Origin of the sequence: Octadecabacter algicola (assembly GCF_021532625.1) — a bacterium.
Taxonomy (GTDB): domain Bacteria; phylum Pseudomonadota; class Alphaproteobacteria; order Rhodobacterales; family Rhodobacteraceae; genus Octadecabacter; species Octadecabacter algicola.
On the sequence record NZ_JAKGAR010000003.1, the window covers coordinates 61,657 to 76,533 of the forward strand.

Genomic DNA, 14,877 nt, shown 5'->3' on the forward strand with positions numbered 1-14,877 from the left:
TTCCATGGCCGCAGCCCCTTTGTCCCAAGACCCCCACCTCGTCCGCGAGACTCGCGAAAAAGTTCTCGAGGTTGCAATCGGTCGAGAGGTCCGCGCCCATCGCCGCAAGCAGAACATCACTGTGGCCGACCTTTCCGAGACCACTGGCCTTTCAATTGGGATGCTGTCCAAGATCGAAAACGGAAACACCTCTCCGTCTTTGACCACATTGCAGACCTTGGCGAACGCTCTGTCTGTGCCGATCACATCGTTTTTTCGTGGCTTTGAAGAAGGGCGTACGGCGGTTCATACCAAAGCTGGCGAAGGCGTTGAACTCGAACGCGAAGGTACCCGCGCCAACCATCAGTACAACCTTTTGGGTCACATCGGATCAAATGCCAGTGGCGTGATCGTAGAACCCTACATGATTACACTCAGCGAAAAATCCGACGTCTTTCCTGCGTTCCAGCACGGCGGGATCGAAACGATTTATATGCTCGAAGGCGAGGTCGATTACCGCCATGGGGATCAGATATACCCGCTTAAGCCAGGCGATACCCTGTTCTTTGACGCCGACGCGCCCCACGGCCCCGAAGAGCTCGTGAAGCTACCGTCGCGCTATCTGTCGATCATCAGTTACCCTCAGAAGACCTAAGTTTTAAGCGGCGGCTCTGTTTCTGGCTCGGGGAAAATACCGGGGCTCGTGGGCAACCCGTCATCGAACTTCGACAGGTAATCCAGCATCATCGGGCGGTTGTCGATAAAGCCTTTGTAGGTCGCCAATTCATCAGGCAGATCGCGAATGACTCGATGCAAACGGCGCCCCCATTTCGGCATCGTCGTCAGGTCCTGAAAACTGCACAGATAACAGCGGATCGGAAATGCCAAAGCATTGGATCGCGGCAAGCGGAAAAAAGTCTGCAGTTCAACCCGTAGATGTTGTTTCGCGCCGATGTTTTCCGGTGTCAACGTTGTCTTCTGGATGCCCCATTTGTGGTAGTTTTCCGGAGAGGTATCGAGTAGCGGGTTCACTGTCATCGTCCAGTTCAACCGACGCCCCGGTGACCCCTGCGGAATGTTGATGAGGTACTTCAACGCGCGTTTGAAAATCCCCATTTCGTTGGCTTTTGGCACAGGCGCATGCCATTCAAAAAAGTTCATTCCGATGTCAAAATCCAGCGACCAGTCAGCCTGCGTCGTGATCATGCCAGCGTCCATCCATAGGTTTTCTTCACGCTGATCCAGTAAGGCAAAGTCACCTTGTGTCTGGCGCGTGATATATTCCATAGGGCCGTAAGGCAGCGTAGTGTCATCCAAAAAGGTAAAGGGATCATCAATGCCGAGAGGTTTATTCACCCAGCGCCATTGATTGCCGTCGCGATGAAGTTCGAACAAGTCGGGGTAATCTTCGGATTTGGAAACCATGATCAGTTCGAGCAGATCCCACCCCGCCAAGGTCATATGCGGCAAGGATTGGCAGCGTAGAGGATCATCCGCCAAAACCTTGGCACGGTCCTGCATCTCTGACACATAGTGTTCATCCACATCGAACCGTTTTTCATAGACAGACCCATCCGGCCCGCCCTGATGTTGTTCGGCATTCATTGAGTACATGTAGCTGTCTTCGTGGAACGGAAACGGGAACCGTTTGATCGCCCATTCGGAGTTATGGAATGAATAATCATCACGAAAGGTTTCGTTGTTGAACTGGATACTCATCGGTCAATCTCCAACAATTCGCCGACAAAGCGGCTGACACAGGGCATGATTTTCTTACCGCTGGCGTGTTCTTCTTCTTCAAGCCAGTGATCGCAGTGAATGAGTTCGCCCGCACCGCTAACGACATCGGTTTCGCACTGCCCACACGCCCCGCCACGACACAGGAACGGCGCGTCCACGCCTTCGCGTTCCAGCGCTTCAAGCAGGCTCTCATGCTCGCCCACGGTGATCGTCTTGTCCGACTTGCACAGGCGGACCTCAAACGGGGCACCGGCGGCTGGGGCGAGGAATTCTTCGGAGTGAACGTTGCTGTCTGGCCAGCCAAGGCCGATCGCTGTGTCACGAACACCGTCGATCAAACGCTCGGGTCCGCAGGCATAAGCCTGGGTGCCAAGGGGCTGCCCATCCAATACATCGGCAAGCGGAATGCGTTCATTCGCGCTGCTGTAATATACATGCACTTTGGTTGGAAACTTGGCCAAAAGGACATCCGCATATGCCGCGTTTTCCGGAGTGCGGGACGCGTAGTGCAGCTCCCAATTTCCGTTGGTCAATTCAAGTTGACCAATCATCGCCAGAAACGGTGTGATGCCGATACCGCCCGCAAAGAAGATGTGTTTCTTGGCGCGAAGATCGAGGCTAAACAAGTTCACCGGATTGGTGAGCGTCATCGCATCGCCCTGCTTAACCTGGCTGTGCATAAATACCGACCCGCCCCGCCCGTCATCTTCGCGACGTACCGAGATTGCATAGGTCGAAAGATCGGCAGGATCGGACATAAGAGAATAGGGGTTCAGTCGCGTACGCGTTCCGTCTTGCATGGCGACAACAGTATGCGCGCCTCCCGAAAATGGTGGAAACTCCGTGCCATCCCTGCGGGTAAATTCGAAACGCGTCACAAATTCGGTTACAGGGACAACTGCACTGACCGTGACGTCGATTTGCGCGGGGCCAGACTTGGTCTTCTGCGGCGCGCTCATTCGTAAATCCCCTTCTGGGCCGGTACATTGCCGGGGTCTTCTGCATCTACGCAGACGCCTTGATAAGCGGCTAATCGGCGGGAGTAATGATCCCGCACAAACAGGTTCAGCCCGCAATGGCTGCACACGAACGGGTCTGTTTCCACGTCTTCGGTAAACCCTTTGCAGTGCACACATTGCATCCGCCGCGCCGTTGATCCGCGGTGATCGGTTTGGATCGCAGCGGGTGGTACACCCGCCGAAGTCGCCTCGTTTGTGGCTTGCCCCATTAACCCTTCGGTTCCCGACAGGTAAACCTGAAGCCCCATTTTGGCATCGCTGAGGACACGTTTGATGCGCGGCAATGACGCGTCATAGCTCGGCCCTTCATAAAACTGCGCAGGTGCGAGCGCGCGAAGTTTGTCCGCGTAATCCGTGCCGCGGCTGATAAAAATGATATGCCCCGTTTCCATCAATTCCGGTGTGGCAACGTCGATAATTGCTTCGGCGCCATGTGCATCCGCAATAAACAAATGTGATGCGCCCGTTCTCGGTTCTAACGTCCCCCAAATGGGGCGGCTTCCAATGCTAGGCGGGAATTCAAACTTCGACATGCTGCGCCCTCCTTACCCTTTCGCTGTACGGATGGATTTATCCTGGTCGTAAAACGGCATATCTTCGGCCGTCGCAGCAAGTTCGGTTCCGTCCGGCTGAACAACTGTCAGTTTGGTACCTTTTATGGCGACGCTCGGGTCGAGCCGTGCAATCGCAACAGAATAGCCGTTCAATTCGGAGGACAAACCATAGGTGATGACGCCGACGTCTTTACCGTCCGCCATCACGCGAGCGAACATCTCCATCTGATCCATGCTGTCAGACAGTTTCACGCCGTAAATCTTGAAGCGTTCTTTACCCTTCGCCGCGTAGTGGTTCTCCGCTCCGATAAAGCCCTGCTTGTCAGGCGACACCGTAAAGTCGAGACCAAGCTCCCACAGCGTGTCGCCGCAGGTTTCGTTTTCGAACGGGAAAGTTTCAGAGTTATCGCCAGGGTAAAACAGCAGGTAGCTTTCGATCCGTAGCATATCCAGCGTTGAAAATTGCACGGGGCGCACGCCCATGTCTTTGCCCGCTTCCAGAATGCTGTCCCAGAGGTGTGTGGCATCCTTGGCGCGGCAGAAAATCTCGTAACCGCGCTCTCCTGTATACCCCGTTCGGGAGATCATAACATCGCGACCATAAAGGCGTGTCTGCATCAGACCGAAATAAGCAAGGTCGCGGATTGCTGGGATTTCCTGTGCCAGAAGATCAACCGAGACCGGTCCTTGTAGGGACATATCGTGCAAATCGTCGTCAAACAGGATTTCGCAGTTCTTACCTGCAGCGACAGAGGCCAACTGTTCCATTCCCGTACCGGTTCCATGCACCACCAGCCATGAATTCACGGCGATATGGTAGATGATACAATCATCGATGAACTTGCCCTCAGCATTCAGGATTGAGGCATAGGTCGACCGGCCAGGCGCGATTTTCTCAACGTTGCGGGTTGTGACGCGGTCGATGACATAAGCCGCATCGGCGCCGACCACATGGACCTTCTTGAGGCCTGATACATCCATAAGACCCGCTTTTGTGCGGACCGCTTCGTAATCTGCTTTGGCGCGTTCTGGCGTGTCATCATAGAACCAAGCGGTTCCCATGCCGTTCCAGTCTTCCAACTCACCGCCAATTTCTGCGTGCCGATGTGCAAGCGCTGATGCTCTCCAAAGAATGGCCATTTTGATTCCCCTACCGGTGTTAATCGTATTGTTTTGCTTGCGTAGATTGAGACTCAGGCGGATCGCAAAAGCAAGACTGACATTCAATAAAGTTTCCTAACAGGCAAAAGGGGCCCGCATAACAGGCCCCTCTGCATCATTTTTCAGCGTCTTATTTAGACTTGCCGTATTTTCTGTATTTGCTGTAACTCTTGGCCTCGGCCTTTTGGCCAATCACCAATGCGCCAATGCACAGAACAATCGAAATTACGCTGAAGATTCCGGGCAATGCGCTGCCGTATCCCATGAAAATCGGGCCGGACACACCTTCCCAAGTCGCTGGTTCAAATGGAAATCCCATAGTCGTTACTCCTTCTAATTAAGCTTTTGTTGCACTTGGGGCAGAGATTGAAATGCCCTCTGGGTAGGCTTGTGCTGGGACCTTAACGGTATCGAGACCCGCAAGTTCAGCAGCGGCAGGGACACGTAGCATGCCGAACATCTTCAATACGAAGGATGTACCGTAGCCGGTGCCAAGGCCAAGCGCGATGAACACAACGGAACCAACAAGCTGCCCCATCAGGCTGATCGTTGGTGCGTCTTCACCACCCAAAGCTGGATAGCCAGCCGCTGTAATACCAAGGACCAACATACCGTAGATGCCGCATGTGCCGTGCACAGTTACAGCGCCAACCGCGTCATCAATGCCGAACTTCTCAAGGAAGGTTGCCGCAGGCTTAAGCAACAGACCCGCGCCGACGGCAATGATGAACGCCAGACCAGGCCAGTAGAAATCCAGACCGGACGCTGTGGAAATAATCCCAGCAAGTGCGCCAGACATCATCCAGAACGGATCTTTGGTGAAGACCCATGCGCCGATGATGCCGCCGCCGATTGCCATCAAAACGTTGAACGCCAACGCGCCAAGGTTTGTCGGCGTGCCATAGATTGTCGCGTAGTTGCCACCCCATGACCAAGCTTCGCCACCGACAACAACACAACCCATCAAAAAGCCCCAGAACCCGACGATGATAATCATCAGACCTGTCGCCGTAAGCGGCATGTTGTGACCCGGAAGGTCGTTTGCAGTGCCATCTTCGTTGAATTTACCAAGACGTGGGCCAAGGTTGATCAAGACACCCAGCGCAAAGAAGGCCGCAACTGCGTGCACCAAGCCGGCGGCACCAAAGTCGTGTACTCCCCACTGAGTGACCAACCAGCCATCAGAGTGCCAAGCCCAAGCCGCAGCTAGCGTCCAGCTGAAGCCACCAAGAACGATTGCACAGATAACAAAGCCGACTGTCTGGATGCGTTCGATCACTGCACCAGACATGATAGAAGCCGTCGTCGCCGCGAACAGGGCAAACGCACCCCAGAATACACCGTCGATCTGGTCTTCTGTGTTTGGCCCCATGTACGCGGCACTTTCACCCCATGGCCAAGCGATGGCGTTTGCATAGGCCGCGCCGGAAATACCATTTGCGCCTTCCGAAAGCGTTAGACCTGTTGGGAAGCCCCAGTAGACCCACCACCCAAAAAAGTAGAAAGCTGGAATGACGAACGCGAACGCGAGGATGTTTTTCACGCCGGATGACAATGCGTTCTTGGCTCGTGATGCGCCCATTTCGTAGGCCAAGAAACCAGCGTGAATGATGATCATCAGAGGAATGGTGAGGTAGTAGTAAAGCTCTGCGAACATCGTGTTCGTCAGATTGCCTTTCGTTTCTATGGCAGCGACTTGCGCTGCGAGTTCGGCGAGTTGTTCTTCCACGGTTTCGTTCCCTTGTCAGTTAATGTTGCTTTCGACCGACCTCTTGGAGTGTGGGTCGTTCCTAAAAATGAACCATGGTGATTTTCATCTGGCCAGAACTTTTTTGCCTGACGTGAAAATAAGTTTCCTGCTGTTGATCGTTCCGAATTGCGGTGTTAGCGTCAGATTCGATCAACCTGCGATGTGCAGGGCAACAAATGAGGGTAGCTAAATGTGTGGGATTGTCGGGTTATTCCTGAAAGACAAAACGCTTGAGCCGCAATTGGGTTCGCTGTTGACAAAAATGCTCGTCACGATGACGGACCGCGGCCCAGACAGTGCAGGCATCGCAATTTATTCAAATGATTCAATGGATAAGTCTAAAATCGTGGTCCAATCAGACACGCCAGAAACAGACTTCGACGGTCTGGATAGCGCCTTGGGACAGGTAATCGGCGCGCCCGTTTCGATGAAAACCACAAGCACACACGCAGTTTTAAGTGTCCCGCACGGCGCAATTGAAAATGCCCGTGCGGCAATTTCTCAGGTCAATCCGGCGCTCCGGATCATGAGTCGCGGCGACACTTTGGAAATCTACAAAGAAGTCGGTCTGCCTAAAGATGTGGCGGCACGCTTTGAGATTGAGCAGATGTCGGGCAGTCATGGCATCGGTCACACTCGCATGGCGACAGAATCAGCTGTGACCACGATGGGCGCCCATCCGTTCAACACTGGCGATGACCAGTGTCTTGTTCACAACGGTTCTCTTTCCAATCACGCCAGTCTGCGCCGCAAGCTGCGCCGCGAAGGAATTCACATCGAAACCGAGAACGACACGGAAGTGGGCGCGGCCTATCTGACTTGGCAAATGCAAAATGGCGCAACCTTGGGCGAGGCCCTCGAAAGCAGCCTTGATGACCTAGACGGGTTCTTCACCTTTGTCGTTGGCACTAAGGACGGCTTTGGCGTCGTGCGCGACCCGATTGCTTGTAAGCCCGCCGTCATGGCCGAAACCGATCAATACGTCGCCTTCGGGTCCGAATACCGCGCCTTGGTCGACCTTCCTGGAATTGAAGATGCCCGTGTTTGGGAACCAGAACCCGCAACCGTCTATTTCTGGAGCCACGCTGACCAGCCCACCAAAGAGAAAGCCGCTTAAATGCAAACACTAGATATGGCGGACATCGAGCTGCGTGAGATGAACGAAACGCTGCACGCACAAGCCGAAAACACCAACCAAACCTCATGGGAGATCGTAAACCCAAAGGGTGCCCATGCGATTGCCTGCGGGTTAGACGCCCCCATCGAAGTCACCGTCAAAGGGTCCACTGGTTACTACTGTGGCGGAATGAATAAGCAGGCGACGATCAATATCGAAGGCTCTGCTGGGCCGGGCGTCGCTGAAAACATGATGAGCGGCACAATTGTTATCGATGGTGACGCCAGTCAATACGCGGGGGCCACGGGCCACGGCGGTTTGTTGGTCATCAAAGGCAATGCGTCATCGCGCTGCGGGATTTCCATGAAGGGGATCGACATCGTGGTGCACGGCAATATCGGGCACATGTCTGCGTTTATGGCGCAAACGGGTAACCTTGTTGTTTGTGGTGACGCTGGCGATGCCTTGGGCGATAGCCTTTATGAAGCCCGCCTGTTTGTACGTGGTTCTGTCAAATCCCTCGGCGCGGATTGCATTGAAAAGGAAATGCGACCTGAACATTTGGCGATCCTTGCAGACCTTCTGGAACGTGCAGGGGCAGACGCCAAACCAGAAGAATTCAAACGCTACGGTTCAGCGCGAGAACTTTACACCTTCAAGATCGACAATGCGTACTGAGGAAAAGCCATGACAGATAAATCCAGCGGCGCACCTCTAACCGCGCCAATCCAATCCGCAACGTTCTCCAACCCTGTAAACGCCGAGATCCGCCGCGCTGCGGCGACTGGTATCTATGACATTCGCGGCGGTGGGGCGAAACGCAAATTGCCCCATTTCGACGACCTGCTATTCCTTGGAGCCTCCATGTCGCGCTACCCGCTCGAGGGGTACCGCGAGAAGTGCGAAACGTCCGTGTCACTTGGCACCCGTTTTGCCAAGAACCCGATTGAGTTGGATATCCCAGTTACCATCGCGGGCATGTCCTTTGGTGCCCTTTCCGGCCCTGCCAAAGAGGCCTTGGGCCGTGGTGCGAGCCTTGCGGGGACATCTACGACCACTGGTGACGGCGGCATGACCAATGAAGAACGCGGTCATTCCAACAAACTGGTCTATCAGTATTTGCCCTCGCGTTACGGGATGAATCCAGACGATCTGCGTCGCGCCGACGCGATTGAAATCGTTGTTGGTCAGGGCGCAAAACCGGGCGGCGGTGGCATGTTACTAGGCCAAAAAATAAGCGACCGCGTCGCAGAGATGCGCAACTTGCCCAAAGGCATCGATCAACGGTCCGCTTGTCGTCACCCGGACTGGACGGGCCCTGATGATCTTGAAATCAAAATCCTAGAGCTTCGTGAAATCACAGGTTGGAAAGTTCCGATTTACATAAAAGTCGGCGGCGCGCGCCCTTATTTTGATACGACCCTTGCAGTCAAAGCGGGTGCCGATGTTGTCGTATTGGATGGTATGCAGGGCGGCACAGCTGCCACACAGGATGTGTTTATCGAAAACGTTGGCCAACCGATCTTGGCGTGTATTCGTGAATCCGTTCGCGCCTTACAAGACCTCGGAATGCACCGCGAGGTGCAGTTAATCGTGTCGGGCGGTATCCGCACCGGTGCGGACGTGGCCAAGGCCATGGCCATGGGTGCTGACGCAGTTGCCATCGGCACAGCTGCCCTCATCGCCCTCGGGGATAATGACCCGAAATGGGAGGCCGAGTACAATGCACTTGGTACCACGGCCGGTGCTTATGACGATTGGCACGAGGGCAAAGACCCCGCAGGTATCACCACCCAAGACCCCGAATTGATGAAACGTTTTGATCCCATCGAAGGCGGACGGCGTTTGAACAATTACCTCAAGGTGATGACGCTCGAAGCGCAAACCATCGCGCGCGCTTGCGGCAAAAACCATCTGCACAACCTCGAGCCCGAGGATCTTTGTGCGTTGACGATGGAAGCCGCCGCCATGGCCAAGATCCCGCTTGCTGGCACCGACTGGTACCCCGGCAAACCAGGCACATCTTTTTAACTGAAAACGAGGGCGCGGCCACGCAGTTCGCGCCCCATTCTTTGCTTCACAGGGAAATCCGCAATGACCACAGATCTTGCCAAATTCGCAGCCGACAACGGCGTTAAATATTTCATGATCAGTTTCACCGACCTGTTTGGCGGCCAACGCGCCAAGCTTGTTCCTGCGCGCGCCATCGCGGACATGCAGGAAGACGGGGCCGGTTTTGCGGGTTTCGCCACATGGTTGGACCTGACGCCAGCCCACCCAGATATGTTGGCGGTGCCCGATCCAGAGGCCGTAATCATCCTTCCATGGAACCGCGAAATCGCGTGGGTACCAGCCGATTGCGTCATGGAAGGCCAACCCGTCGCGCAAGCTCCGCGCAACGTGCTACACCGTTTGATTGATGAAGCTGCCGAGGAAGGCATGCGCGTCAAAACGGGGATCGAAGCTGAATTCTTCTTGCTGACACCCGACGGTGAGCAGATCAGTGACCCCTACGACACGGCAGCCAAACCCTGTTACGATCAGCAGGCGTTCATGCGCCGCCTTGAGGTGATCCAAGAAATCAGCGACCACATGCTAGAGCTCGGCTGGAACCCCTATCAGAACGACCACGAGGACGCGAACGGTCAGTGGGAAATGAACTGGGATTACGACGACGCGCTTGCCACGGCGGATAAGCACAGTTTCTTCAAGTTTATGGTTAAGACCGTCGCGGAAAAATACGGCTACCGCGCCACGTTCATGCCCAAACCCGTTGAGGGCCTAACCGGCAACGGTTGCCACGCCCACATCTCGGTCTGGGATCTGGACGGCAAAACCAATGTCTTCGCGATGGAACCTAACGACAGTAGCCAGACAGCCGAACTCGGCCTGTCCGAGAAAGGCCGCACGTTCCTTGGCGGGATCATGAAACACGCCAGCGCCTTGGCCGCCATCACCAACCCGACAGTCAACAGCTACAAACGCATCAACGCGCCGCGCACGACATCTGGTGCCACATGGGCCCCTAACACCGTTACATGGACAGGTAACAACCGCACTCACATGGTGCGTGTTCCCGGCCCGGGCCGTTTCGAATTGCGCTTACCAGACGGCGCCGTGAACCCATACTTGTTGCAGGCCGTTATCATTGCGGCGGGCCTGTCAGGTGTGCGTAACAAGGCCGACCCAGGCAAACGCCACGACATCGACATGTATGCCGAAGGCCACAAAGTGCGCGGTGCGCCAAAACTGCCCCTCAACATGTTGGACGCCTTGCGCGACTACGACAAAGACAAGGGCCTTAAGGAAGCCATGGGCGAAGAATTCTCTGCCTCTTACCTCAAAATGAAGATGCAGGAATGGAACAGCTTCGTTGGGTTCTTCAGCCAATGGGAAAAGGACAACACATTAGATATTTGATTTGCTCAAAGTCTAATCAGATCAGGGCCGTGTTTCCCATTCGCGGCCCTTTTTTGTTGTCTGACTTGGTCTTGTATGGTCCCATTTCACTATGAAATATTTTGCGGATATCGGCGGGCAACGCTTTAAATGGCCTTCCCTCAAACAACTTTTGGCTCATGCCACACCCGAACGCACTGGTGATCAGTTGGCGGGGCTTTGTGCCAGTGGACCCGTTGAGCGGCTCGCGGCACAGCGGTGTCTGGCAGATGTGCCACTGAAGGCGTTTCTGGATGATGTTTTGCAGGTTGAGGACGATGATGTCACCGCCTTGATCATGGAACAGCAGGACGCCTCAGCCTTTTCGCCTATTGCTTCGCTTACCGTTGGAGCCTTTCGCGACTGGATGCTGACCCCAACGACAACGGGCACGGATTTGACGGCGATCGCATGGGGTGTGACCCCTGAAATGGCCGCCGCCGTTAGTAAGATCATGCGCGCACAAGACCTGATCGCCGTTGCTGCCAAAATCGAAGTCGTGACCAAATTTCGTTCTACTATCGGGTTGCGCGGGCACTTGTCCACGCGCAACCAGCCTAACCACCCCGCCGATGACAGCCGTGGCATCGCTCTCTCGGCAGTCGACGGGCTGTTGATGGGTACGGGCGACGCCGTAATCGGCGTGAACCCTGCCACGGATACCGTGCCCGATTATATTCGTATCTGCGAGGTGCTTGAGTTGATCCGAACACAGCTTGATATCCCGACGCAGCATTGCCTTCTTGGGCATGTCAGCACGGCAATCAAAGCAATGGAGCAAAACGCCCCTGTTGATTTGGTTTTTCAATCCGTCGCCGGATCAACCAAAGCCAACGCGGGTTTTGGCGTCACGCTGCCAATGTTGGACGAAGCTTACGATGCTGCGTACAACCTTGGTCGCGCCCCGGCAGGAAGCAATCTGATGTATTTCGAAACAGGGCAAGGCGCGGCACTGTCGGCAGATGCCCACCACGACATGGATCAACAAACTATGGAAGTGCGCGCCTATGCTGTAGCGCGTCAATACAAGCCATTGCTGGTGAACACCGTGGTTGGGTTTATCGGACCGGAATACCTTGCGAATGGAAAACAGATCATTCGCGCCGCCTTGGAGGACCATTTTTGCGGCAAGTTGCTCGGCCTGCCGATGGGGGTGGATGTCTGCTACACTAACCATTCTTACGCCGATCAGGAAGACATGGACGTGTTGCTGACCGTGCTTTCCGCGGCTGGCGTTAGTTTTGTCATCACCGTCCCTGGATCGGACGATATCATGTTGAACTACCAAACTCTGTCACACCATGACGCCAATTATATCCGAACCACCTTGCAGCGACCTCCCGCGCCCGAATTCGCCGCTTGGATGGATCGTATGGGCATCGGGACACCTGATGTCAGAATCCCTTCAATCGAAAACGCCCTTGGCCAACTGCGGCTTCCCAACTGATGAATGATCCCCTTACCCCCCGCGGCGCAATTCGCGCCATTACTCAAGCCCGCCTAAATTTTGGCCCGCCCCGTTTTGCTGCGGATACGGCGGCGTCATTGGACTTTGCCCTCGATCATGCGCGCGCCCGCGAGGCTGTTGAATCGGAACTGGATGTTGCGCGACTGACCGCTGGTCTTGATGCTTTGGGCTTGCCTCATGACATTGTCACCAGTTCAGCCGCCACCCGAGACGTATTCATCACCCGCCCCGATCTGGGTCGCCTGTTGCCACAAGATCAGGCAGATGTACTGTCACGCCACGCTTCGCCCGATGTCGCTGTCGTCTTGGGCGATGGGCTTTCTGCCGTTGCGATTGCCTTAAATGGGGTAGCTTTCGTGACTGAGCTGCACAAAAAACTGTCCCAAGACGGACTAAACATTGGCCCAGTGATCCTAGCGCGGCAAGCGCGGGTCGCGTTGGGTGATGGCATCGCGTTGGCGCTAGCTGCCAAAACCGTTGTGATGATTGTTGGCGAACGCCCAGGACTATCGGCGGCAGACGGGTTGGGCGTTTACATCACCCAAAATCCGTCAGCACAAACACCAGACAGTGCACGCAATTGCATTTCGAATGTTCGTGCCGAAGGTTTGCCTATCCACGACGCGGCACGCCAGACTTACGATTTAATCAAAGAGATGCGCGCGCTCGGTTGTAGCGGTGTTGCACTGAACCAAAGCCGTGCGACAAACGTTCTGACGTCAGATTAACGCAGCCACCCGCGTGCCCGCGCCGCCATCGAAATCCAAAATAAGATGCAGCCGACCAGAACCGAGATCCCTGTGCTTTGCAGGACTCCGATGGACAAGCCCAATGTCATGACCATGTAAAACATAGTCACCAAAGCCCCCATCAACGAAAGCCCCAGCGCCTGAACGGCGGCCACCCGACGCAACAGCAGCAATATGCACCCAACAGCCCCGCCGTAGACCGCAACCGCAAAAACCGCTGACGCCCAGAATGGTCGCTGCGTGATAAACGAGCGCTGCGGCTCGGCCAGTTGAGCAACGAAGTCGGCGTTGTTCTGTGCGATGTAGCTGAGGCACCCCATCAAACTCCACACCAACCCCAAAGCGGCAATCGACCAATAACTAAAACTCGGCTTTTCCATCATCTGTCCCTTGCTTAATGCGTCATCCCTACCGCAGCACAAAGGCGGATCAAAGCAAATATATGTCCCAATAGTGCTTAAGTTTTGTTCACTAGTAAGAATAATTATTGACTTAGGGTAATCATCGCGGTGCAATCCAGCAACCGCTATAAAAGGATTCCCCAATGCCCAAACGTATCGCCATTCTCGGTGCTGGTCCCTCAGGCCTTGCCCAACTTCGTGCCTTTCAATCCGCTCAAGCTAAGGGAGAAGAAATCCCCGAGATCGTATGCTTTGAAAAGCAGTCTGAATGGGGTGGGCTTTGGAATTACACTTGGCGTACGGGGCTCGATGAATACGGCGAACCGGTGCATGGCTCCATGTATCGCTATCTTTGGTCCAACGGACCAAAAGAAGGCTTGGAATTTGCGGATTATTCTTTCGAAGAACACTTCGGCAAACAGATCGCATCTTATCCACCCCGCGCTGTGCTGTTTGATTACATCCAAGGCCGTGTTCAAAAGGCCGGTGTGCGCGACCTGATCCGTTTTGAGACGGCCGTGCGTTGGGTGAAAAAGGACGGGGATATGTTTCAAGTTACCGTTTGCCACCTTCCCGATGATCATACCTACACCGAAGAGTTCGATCATGTCATCGTTTGCACGGGGCACTTTAGCACCCCGAATGTTCCGCATTTCGACGGCTTTGACAAATTCAAAGGCCGCGTGCTGCACGCCCATGATTTCCGCGATGCTATGGAGTTCAAAGATAAAGACATCCTGATCGTCGGGACCTCCTACTCCGCCGAGGACATCGGTTCGCAGTGTTGGAAGTATGGCGCGAAATCCATAACCGTCAGTCACCGCACAGCCGCAATGGGATATGACTGGCCCGACAACTGGGCCGAAGTCCCCCTTCTGACCCACGTGGATGGCAACACCGCCTATTTCAAAGACGGCACTTCCAAAGATGTCGATGCGGTGATCCTGTGCACAGGTTACAAGCACCACTTCCCGTTCCTACCCGACGAGCTAAAGCTCAAGACCGCAAACCGACTGGCGGCCGCAGACCTGTATAAAGGCGTGGTCTATGTGGACGAACCCGATCTGTTCTATGTCGGGATGCAGGACCAATGGTTCACATTCAACATGTTCGACGCGCAAGCGTGGTTCGTACGTGACGTGATCATGGGGCGTATCGCCTTGCCTGACACGGCAGCGATGAAAGCTGATGTCGTCGACCGGATCGCGCGCGAAGATGCGGGCAAGGATGACTACGATGCGATCTGGTATCAGGGCGACTACATCAAGGAACTGATTTCAGAAACCGACTACCCCTCCTTTGACGTCGAAGGCGCCTGTAAGGCCTTCAAGGAATGGAAGGGGCACAAGAAGAAGAACATCATGACCTTCCGTGACAACGGCTACAAATCCGTCATCACCGGCACGATGGCGCCCAAGCACCATACGCCTTGGAAAGACGCGCTTGATGATAGCCTCGAGGTCTACCTGCAAAACTAATCCAAACTTCACAAACCCCATCA

At 54.8% G+C, this 14,877-nt stretch carries 15 protein-coding genes; 8 read left to right on the top strand and 7 right to left on the bottom strand.

Annotated elements, in window-relative coordinates; genetic code table 11:
- The first annotated feature begins 4 nt into the window (after window positions 1-4).
- A complete protein-coding gene (locus L0666_RS11370) occupies window positions 5-634 on the top strand; it encodes a helix-turn-helix domain-containing protein (protein WP_235261490.1) in 630 nt (209 codons plus the stop codon).
- On the opposite strand, the gene L0666_RS11375 is transcribed toward L0666_RS11370, so the two are convergent.
- From L0666_RS11375 to L0666_RS11400, 6 genes are all read right to left on the bottom strand, one after another.
- The gene (locus L0666_RS11375) at window positions 631-1,698 is read right to left on the bottom strand and encodes a heme-dependent oxidative N-demethylase family protein (RefSeq protein ID WP_235261491.1); all 1,068 of its coding nucleotides are present in this window, start codon (window positions 1,696-1,698) and stop codon (window positions 631-633) included. The genes L0666_RS11370 and L0666_RS11375 overlap by 4 nt on opposite strands.
- Window positions 1,695-2,678, bottom strand: a complete 984-nt coding sequence (locus tag L0666_RS11380) for a PDR/VanB family oxidoreductase (protein WP_235261492.1) — start codon at window positions 2,676-2,678, stop codon at window positions 1,695-1,697. Before L0666_RS11380 ends, L0666_RS11375 begins: the two co-directional genes overlap by 4 nt.
- Window positions 2,675-3,271 (bottom strand): dimethylamine monooxygenase subunit DmmA family protein, encoded by a 597-nt coding sequence (locus L0666_RS11385; RefSeq protein ID WP_235261493.1) that lies wholly within the window; start codon window positions 3,269-3,271, stop codon window positions 2,675-2,677. The genes L0666_RS11380 and L0666_RS11385 overlap by 4 nt, the downstream gene beginning before the upstream one ends.
- Window positions 3,272-3,283: 12 nt before the next feature.
- A complete protein-coding gene (locus tag L0666_RS11390; protein WP_235261494.1) occupies window positions 3,284-4,432 on the bottom strand; it encodes an aminomethyl transferase family protein in 1,149 nt (382 codons plus the stop codon).
- A 151-nt stretch (window positions 4,433-4,583) separates the two neighbouring features.
- Window positions 4,584-4,772, bottom strand: coding sequence for a hypothetical protein (locus tag L0666_RS11395; protein ID WP_235261495.1), 189 nt, complete (start codon window positions 4,770-4,772; stop codon window positions 4,584-4,586).
- An 18-nt stretch (window positions 4,773-4,790) separates the two neighbouring features.
- Window positions 4,791-6,182, bottom strand: coding sequence for an ammonium transporter (locus L0666_RS11400; RefSeq protein ID WP_235261496.1), 1,392 nt, complete (start codon window positions 6,180-6,182; stop codon window positions 4,791-4,793).
- A 211-nt stretch (window positions 6,183-6,393) separates the two neighbouring features.
- On the opposite strand from L0666_RS11400, the gene L0666_RS11405 reads away from it, so the two are divergent.
- The 6 genes from L0666_RS11405 to eutC all read left to right on the top strand — a co-directional run bounded on the left by L0666_RS11405 (window position 6,394) and on the right by eutC (window position 12,954).
- Entirely contained in the window at window positions 6,394-7,320 is a 927-nt protein-coding gene (locus L0666_RS11405) for a class II glutamine amidotransferase (protein WP_235261497.1), read from the top strand.
- A complete protein-coding gene (locus L0666_RS11410; protein ID WP_235261498.1) occupies window positions 7,321-7,998 on the top strand; it encodes a GltB/FmdC/FwdC-like GXGXG domain-containing protein in 678 nt (225 codons plus the stop codon).
- 9 nt (window positions 7,999-8,007) lie between these two features.
- Window positions 8,008-9,351, top strand: a complete 1,344-nt coding sequence (locus tag L0666_RS11415; RefSeq protein WP_235261499.1) for an FMN-binding glutamate synthase family protein — start codon at window positions 8,008-8,010, stop codon at window positions 9,349-9,351.
- 63 nt (window positions 9,352-9,414) lie between these two features.
- Window positions 9,415-10,740, top strand: coding sequence for a type III glutamate--ammonia ligase (gene glnT, locus L0666_RS11420; RefSeq protein WP_235261500.1), 1,326 nt, complete (start codon window positions 9,415-9,417; stop codon window positions 10,738-10,740).
- Between the two features lie 91 nt (window positions 10,741-10,831).
- On the top strand, window positions 10,832-12,205 hold the full coding sequence (locus L0666_RS11425; RefSeq protein ID WP_235261501.1) for an ethanolamine ammonia-lyase subunit EutB: 1,374 nt from the start codon (window positions 10,832-10,834) through the stop codon (window positions 12,203-12,205).
- Window positions 12,205-12,954: an ethanolamine ammonia-lyase subunit EutC gene (eutC, locus tag L0666_RS11430; RefSeq protein WP_235261502.1), complete on the top strand. Its 750-nt coding sequence runs from the start codon at window positions 12,205-12,207 to the stop codon at window positions 12,952-12,954. The genes L0666_RS11425 and eutC overlap by 1 nt, the downstream gene beginning before the upstream one ends.
- Here the strand turns inward: eutC and L0666_RS11435 are convergent.
- The gene (locus L0666_RS11435; RefSeq protein ID WP_235261503.1) at window positions 12,951-13,355 is read right to left on the bottom strand and encodes a hypothetical protein; all 405 of its coding nucleotides are present in this window, start codon (window positions 13,353-13,355) and stop codon (window positions 12,951-12,953) included. The two genes, eutC and L0666_RS11435, sit on opposite strands and share 4 nt — an antisense overlap.
- Before the next feature lie 164 nt (window positions 13,356-13,519).
- Here L0666_RS11435 and L0666_RS11440 point away from each other — a divergent pair, with 164 nt between their 5' ends.
- Window positions 13,520-14,854 (top strand): NAD(P)-binding domain-containing protein, encoded by a 1,335-nt coding sequence (locus L0666_RS11440; RefSeq protein ID WP_235261504.1) that lies wholly within the window; start codon window positions 13,520-13,522, stop codon window positions 14,852-14,854.
- The last annotated feature ends 23 nt before the right edge of the window (window positions 14,855-14,877 follow it).

Excerpts from the sequence above, each read along its gene's own strand:
- L0666_RS11370 (WP_235261490.1), top strand. The coding sequence starts at position 5 with ATGGCCGCAGCCCCTTTGTCCCAAGACCCCCACCTCGTCCGCGAGACT.
- L0666_RS11375 (WP_235261491.1), bottom strand. The coding sequence starts at position 1,698 with ATGAGTATCCAGTTCAACAACGAAACCTTTCGTGATGATTATTCATTC.
- L0666_RS11380 (WP_235261492.1), bottom strand. The coding sequence starts at position 2,678 with ATGAGCGCGCCGCAGAAGACCAAGTCTGGCCCCGCGCAAATCGACGTC.
- L0666_RS11385 (WP_235261493.1), bottom strand. The coding sequence starts at position 3,271 with ATGTCGAAGTTTGAATTCCCGCCTAGCATTGGAAGCCGCCCCATTTGG.
- L0666_RS11390 (WP_235261494.1), bottom strand. The coding sequence starts at position 4,432 with ATGGCCATTCTTTGGAGAGCATCAGCGCTTGCACATCGGCACGCAGAA.
- L0666_RS11395 (WP_235261495.1), bottom strand. The coding sequence starts at position 4,772 with ATGGGATTTCCATTTGAACCAGCGACTTGGGAAGGTGTGTCCGGCCCG.
- L0666_RS11405 (WP_235261497.1), top strand. The coding sequence starts at position 6,394 with ATGTGTGGGATTGTCGGGTTATTCCTGAAAGACAAAACGCTTGAGCCG.
- L0666_RS11410 (WP_235261498.1), top strand. The coding sequence starts at position 7,321 with ATGCAAACACTAGATATGGCGGACATCGAGCTGCGTGAGATGAACGAA.
- L0666_RS11415 (WP_235261499.1), top strand. The coding sequence starts at position 8,008 with ATGACAGATAAATCCAGCGGCGCACCTCTAACCGCGCCAATCCAATCC.
- glnT (WP_235261500.1), top strand. The coding sequence starts at position 9,415 with ATGACCACAGATCTTGCCAAATTCGCAGCCGACAACGGCGTTAAATAT.
- L0666_RS11425 (WP_235261501.1), top strand. The coding sequence starts at position 10,832 with ATGAAATATTTTGCGGATATCGGCGGGCAACGCTTTAAATGGCCTTCC.
- eutC (WP_235261502.1), top strand. The coding sequence starts at position 12,205 with ATGAATGATCCCCTTACCCCCCGCGGCGCAATTCGCGCCATTACTCAA.
- L0666_RS11435 (WP_235261503.1), bottom strand. The coding sequence starts at position 13,355 with ATGGAAAAGCCGAGTTTTAGTTATTGGTCGATTGCCGCTTTGGGGTTG.
- L0666_RS11440 (WP_235261504.1), top strand. The coding sequence starts at position 13,520 with ATGCCCAAACGTATCGCCATTCTCGGTGCTGGTCCCTCAGGCCTTGCC.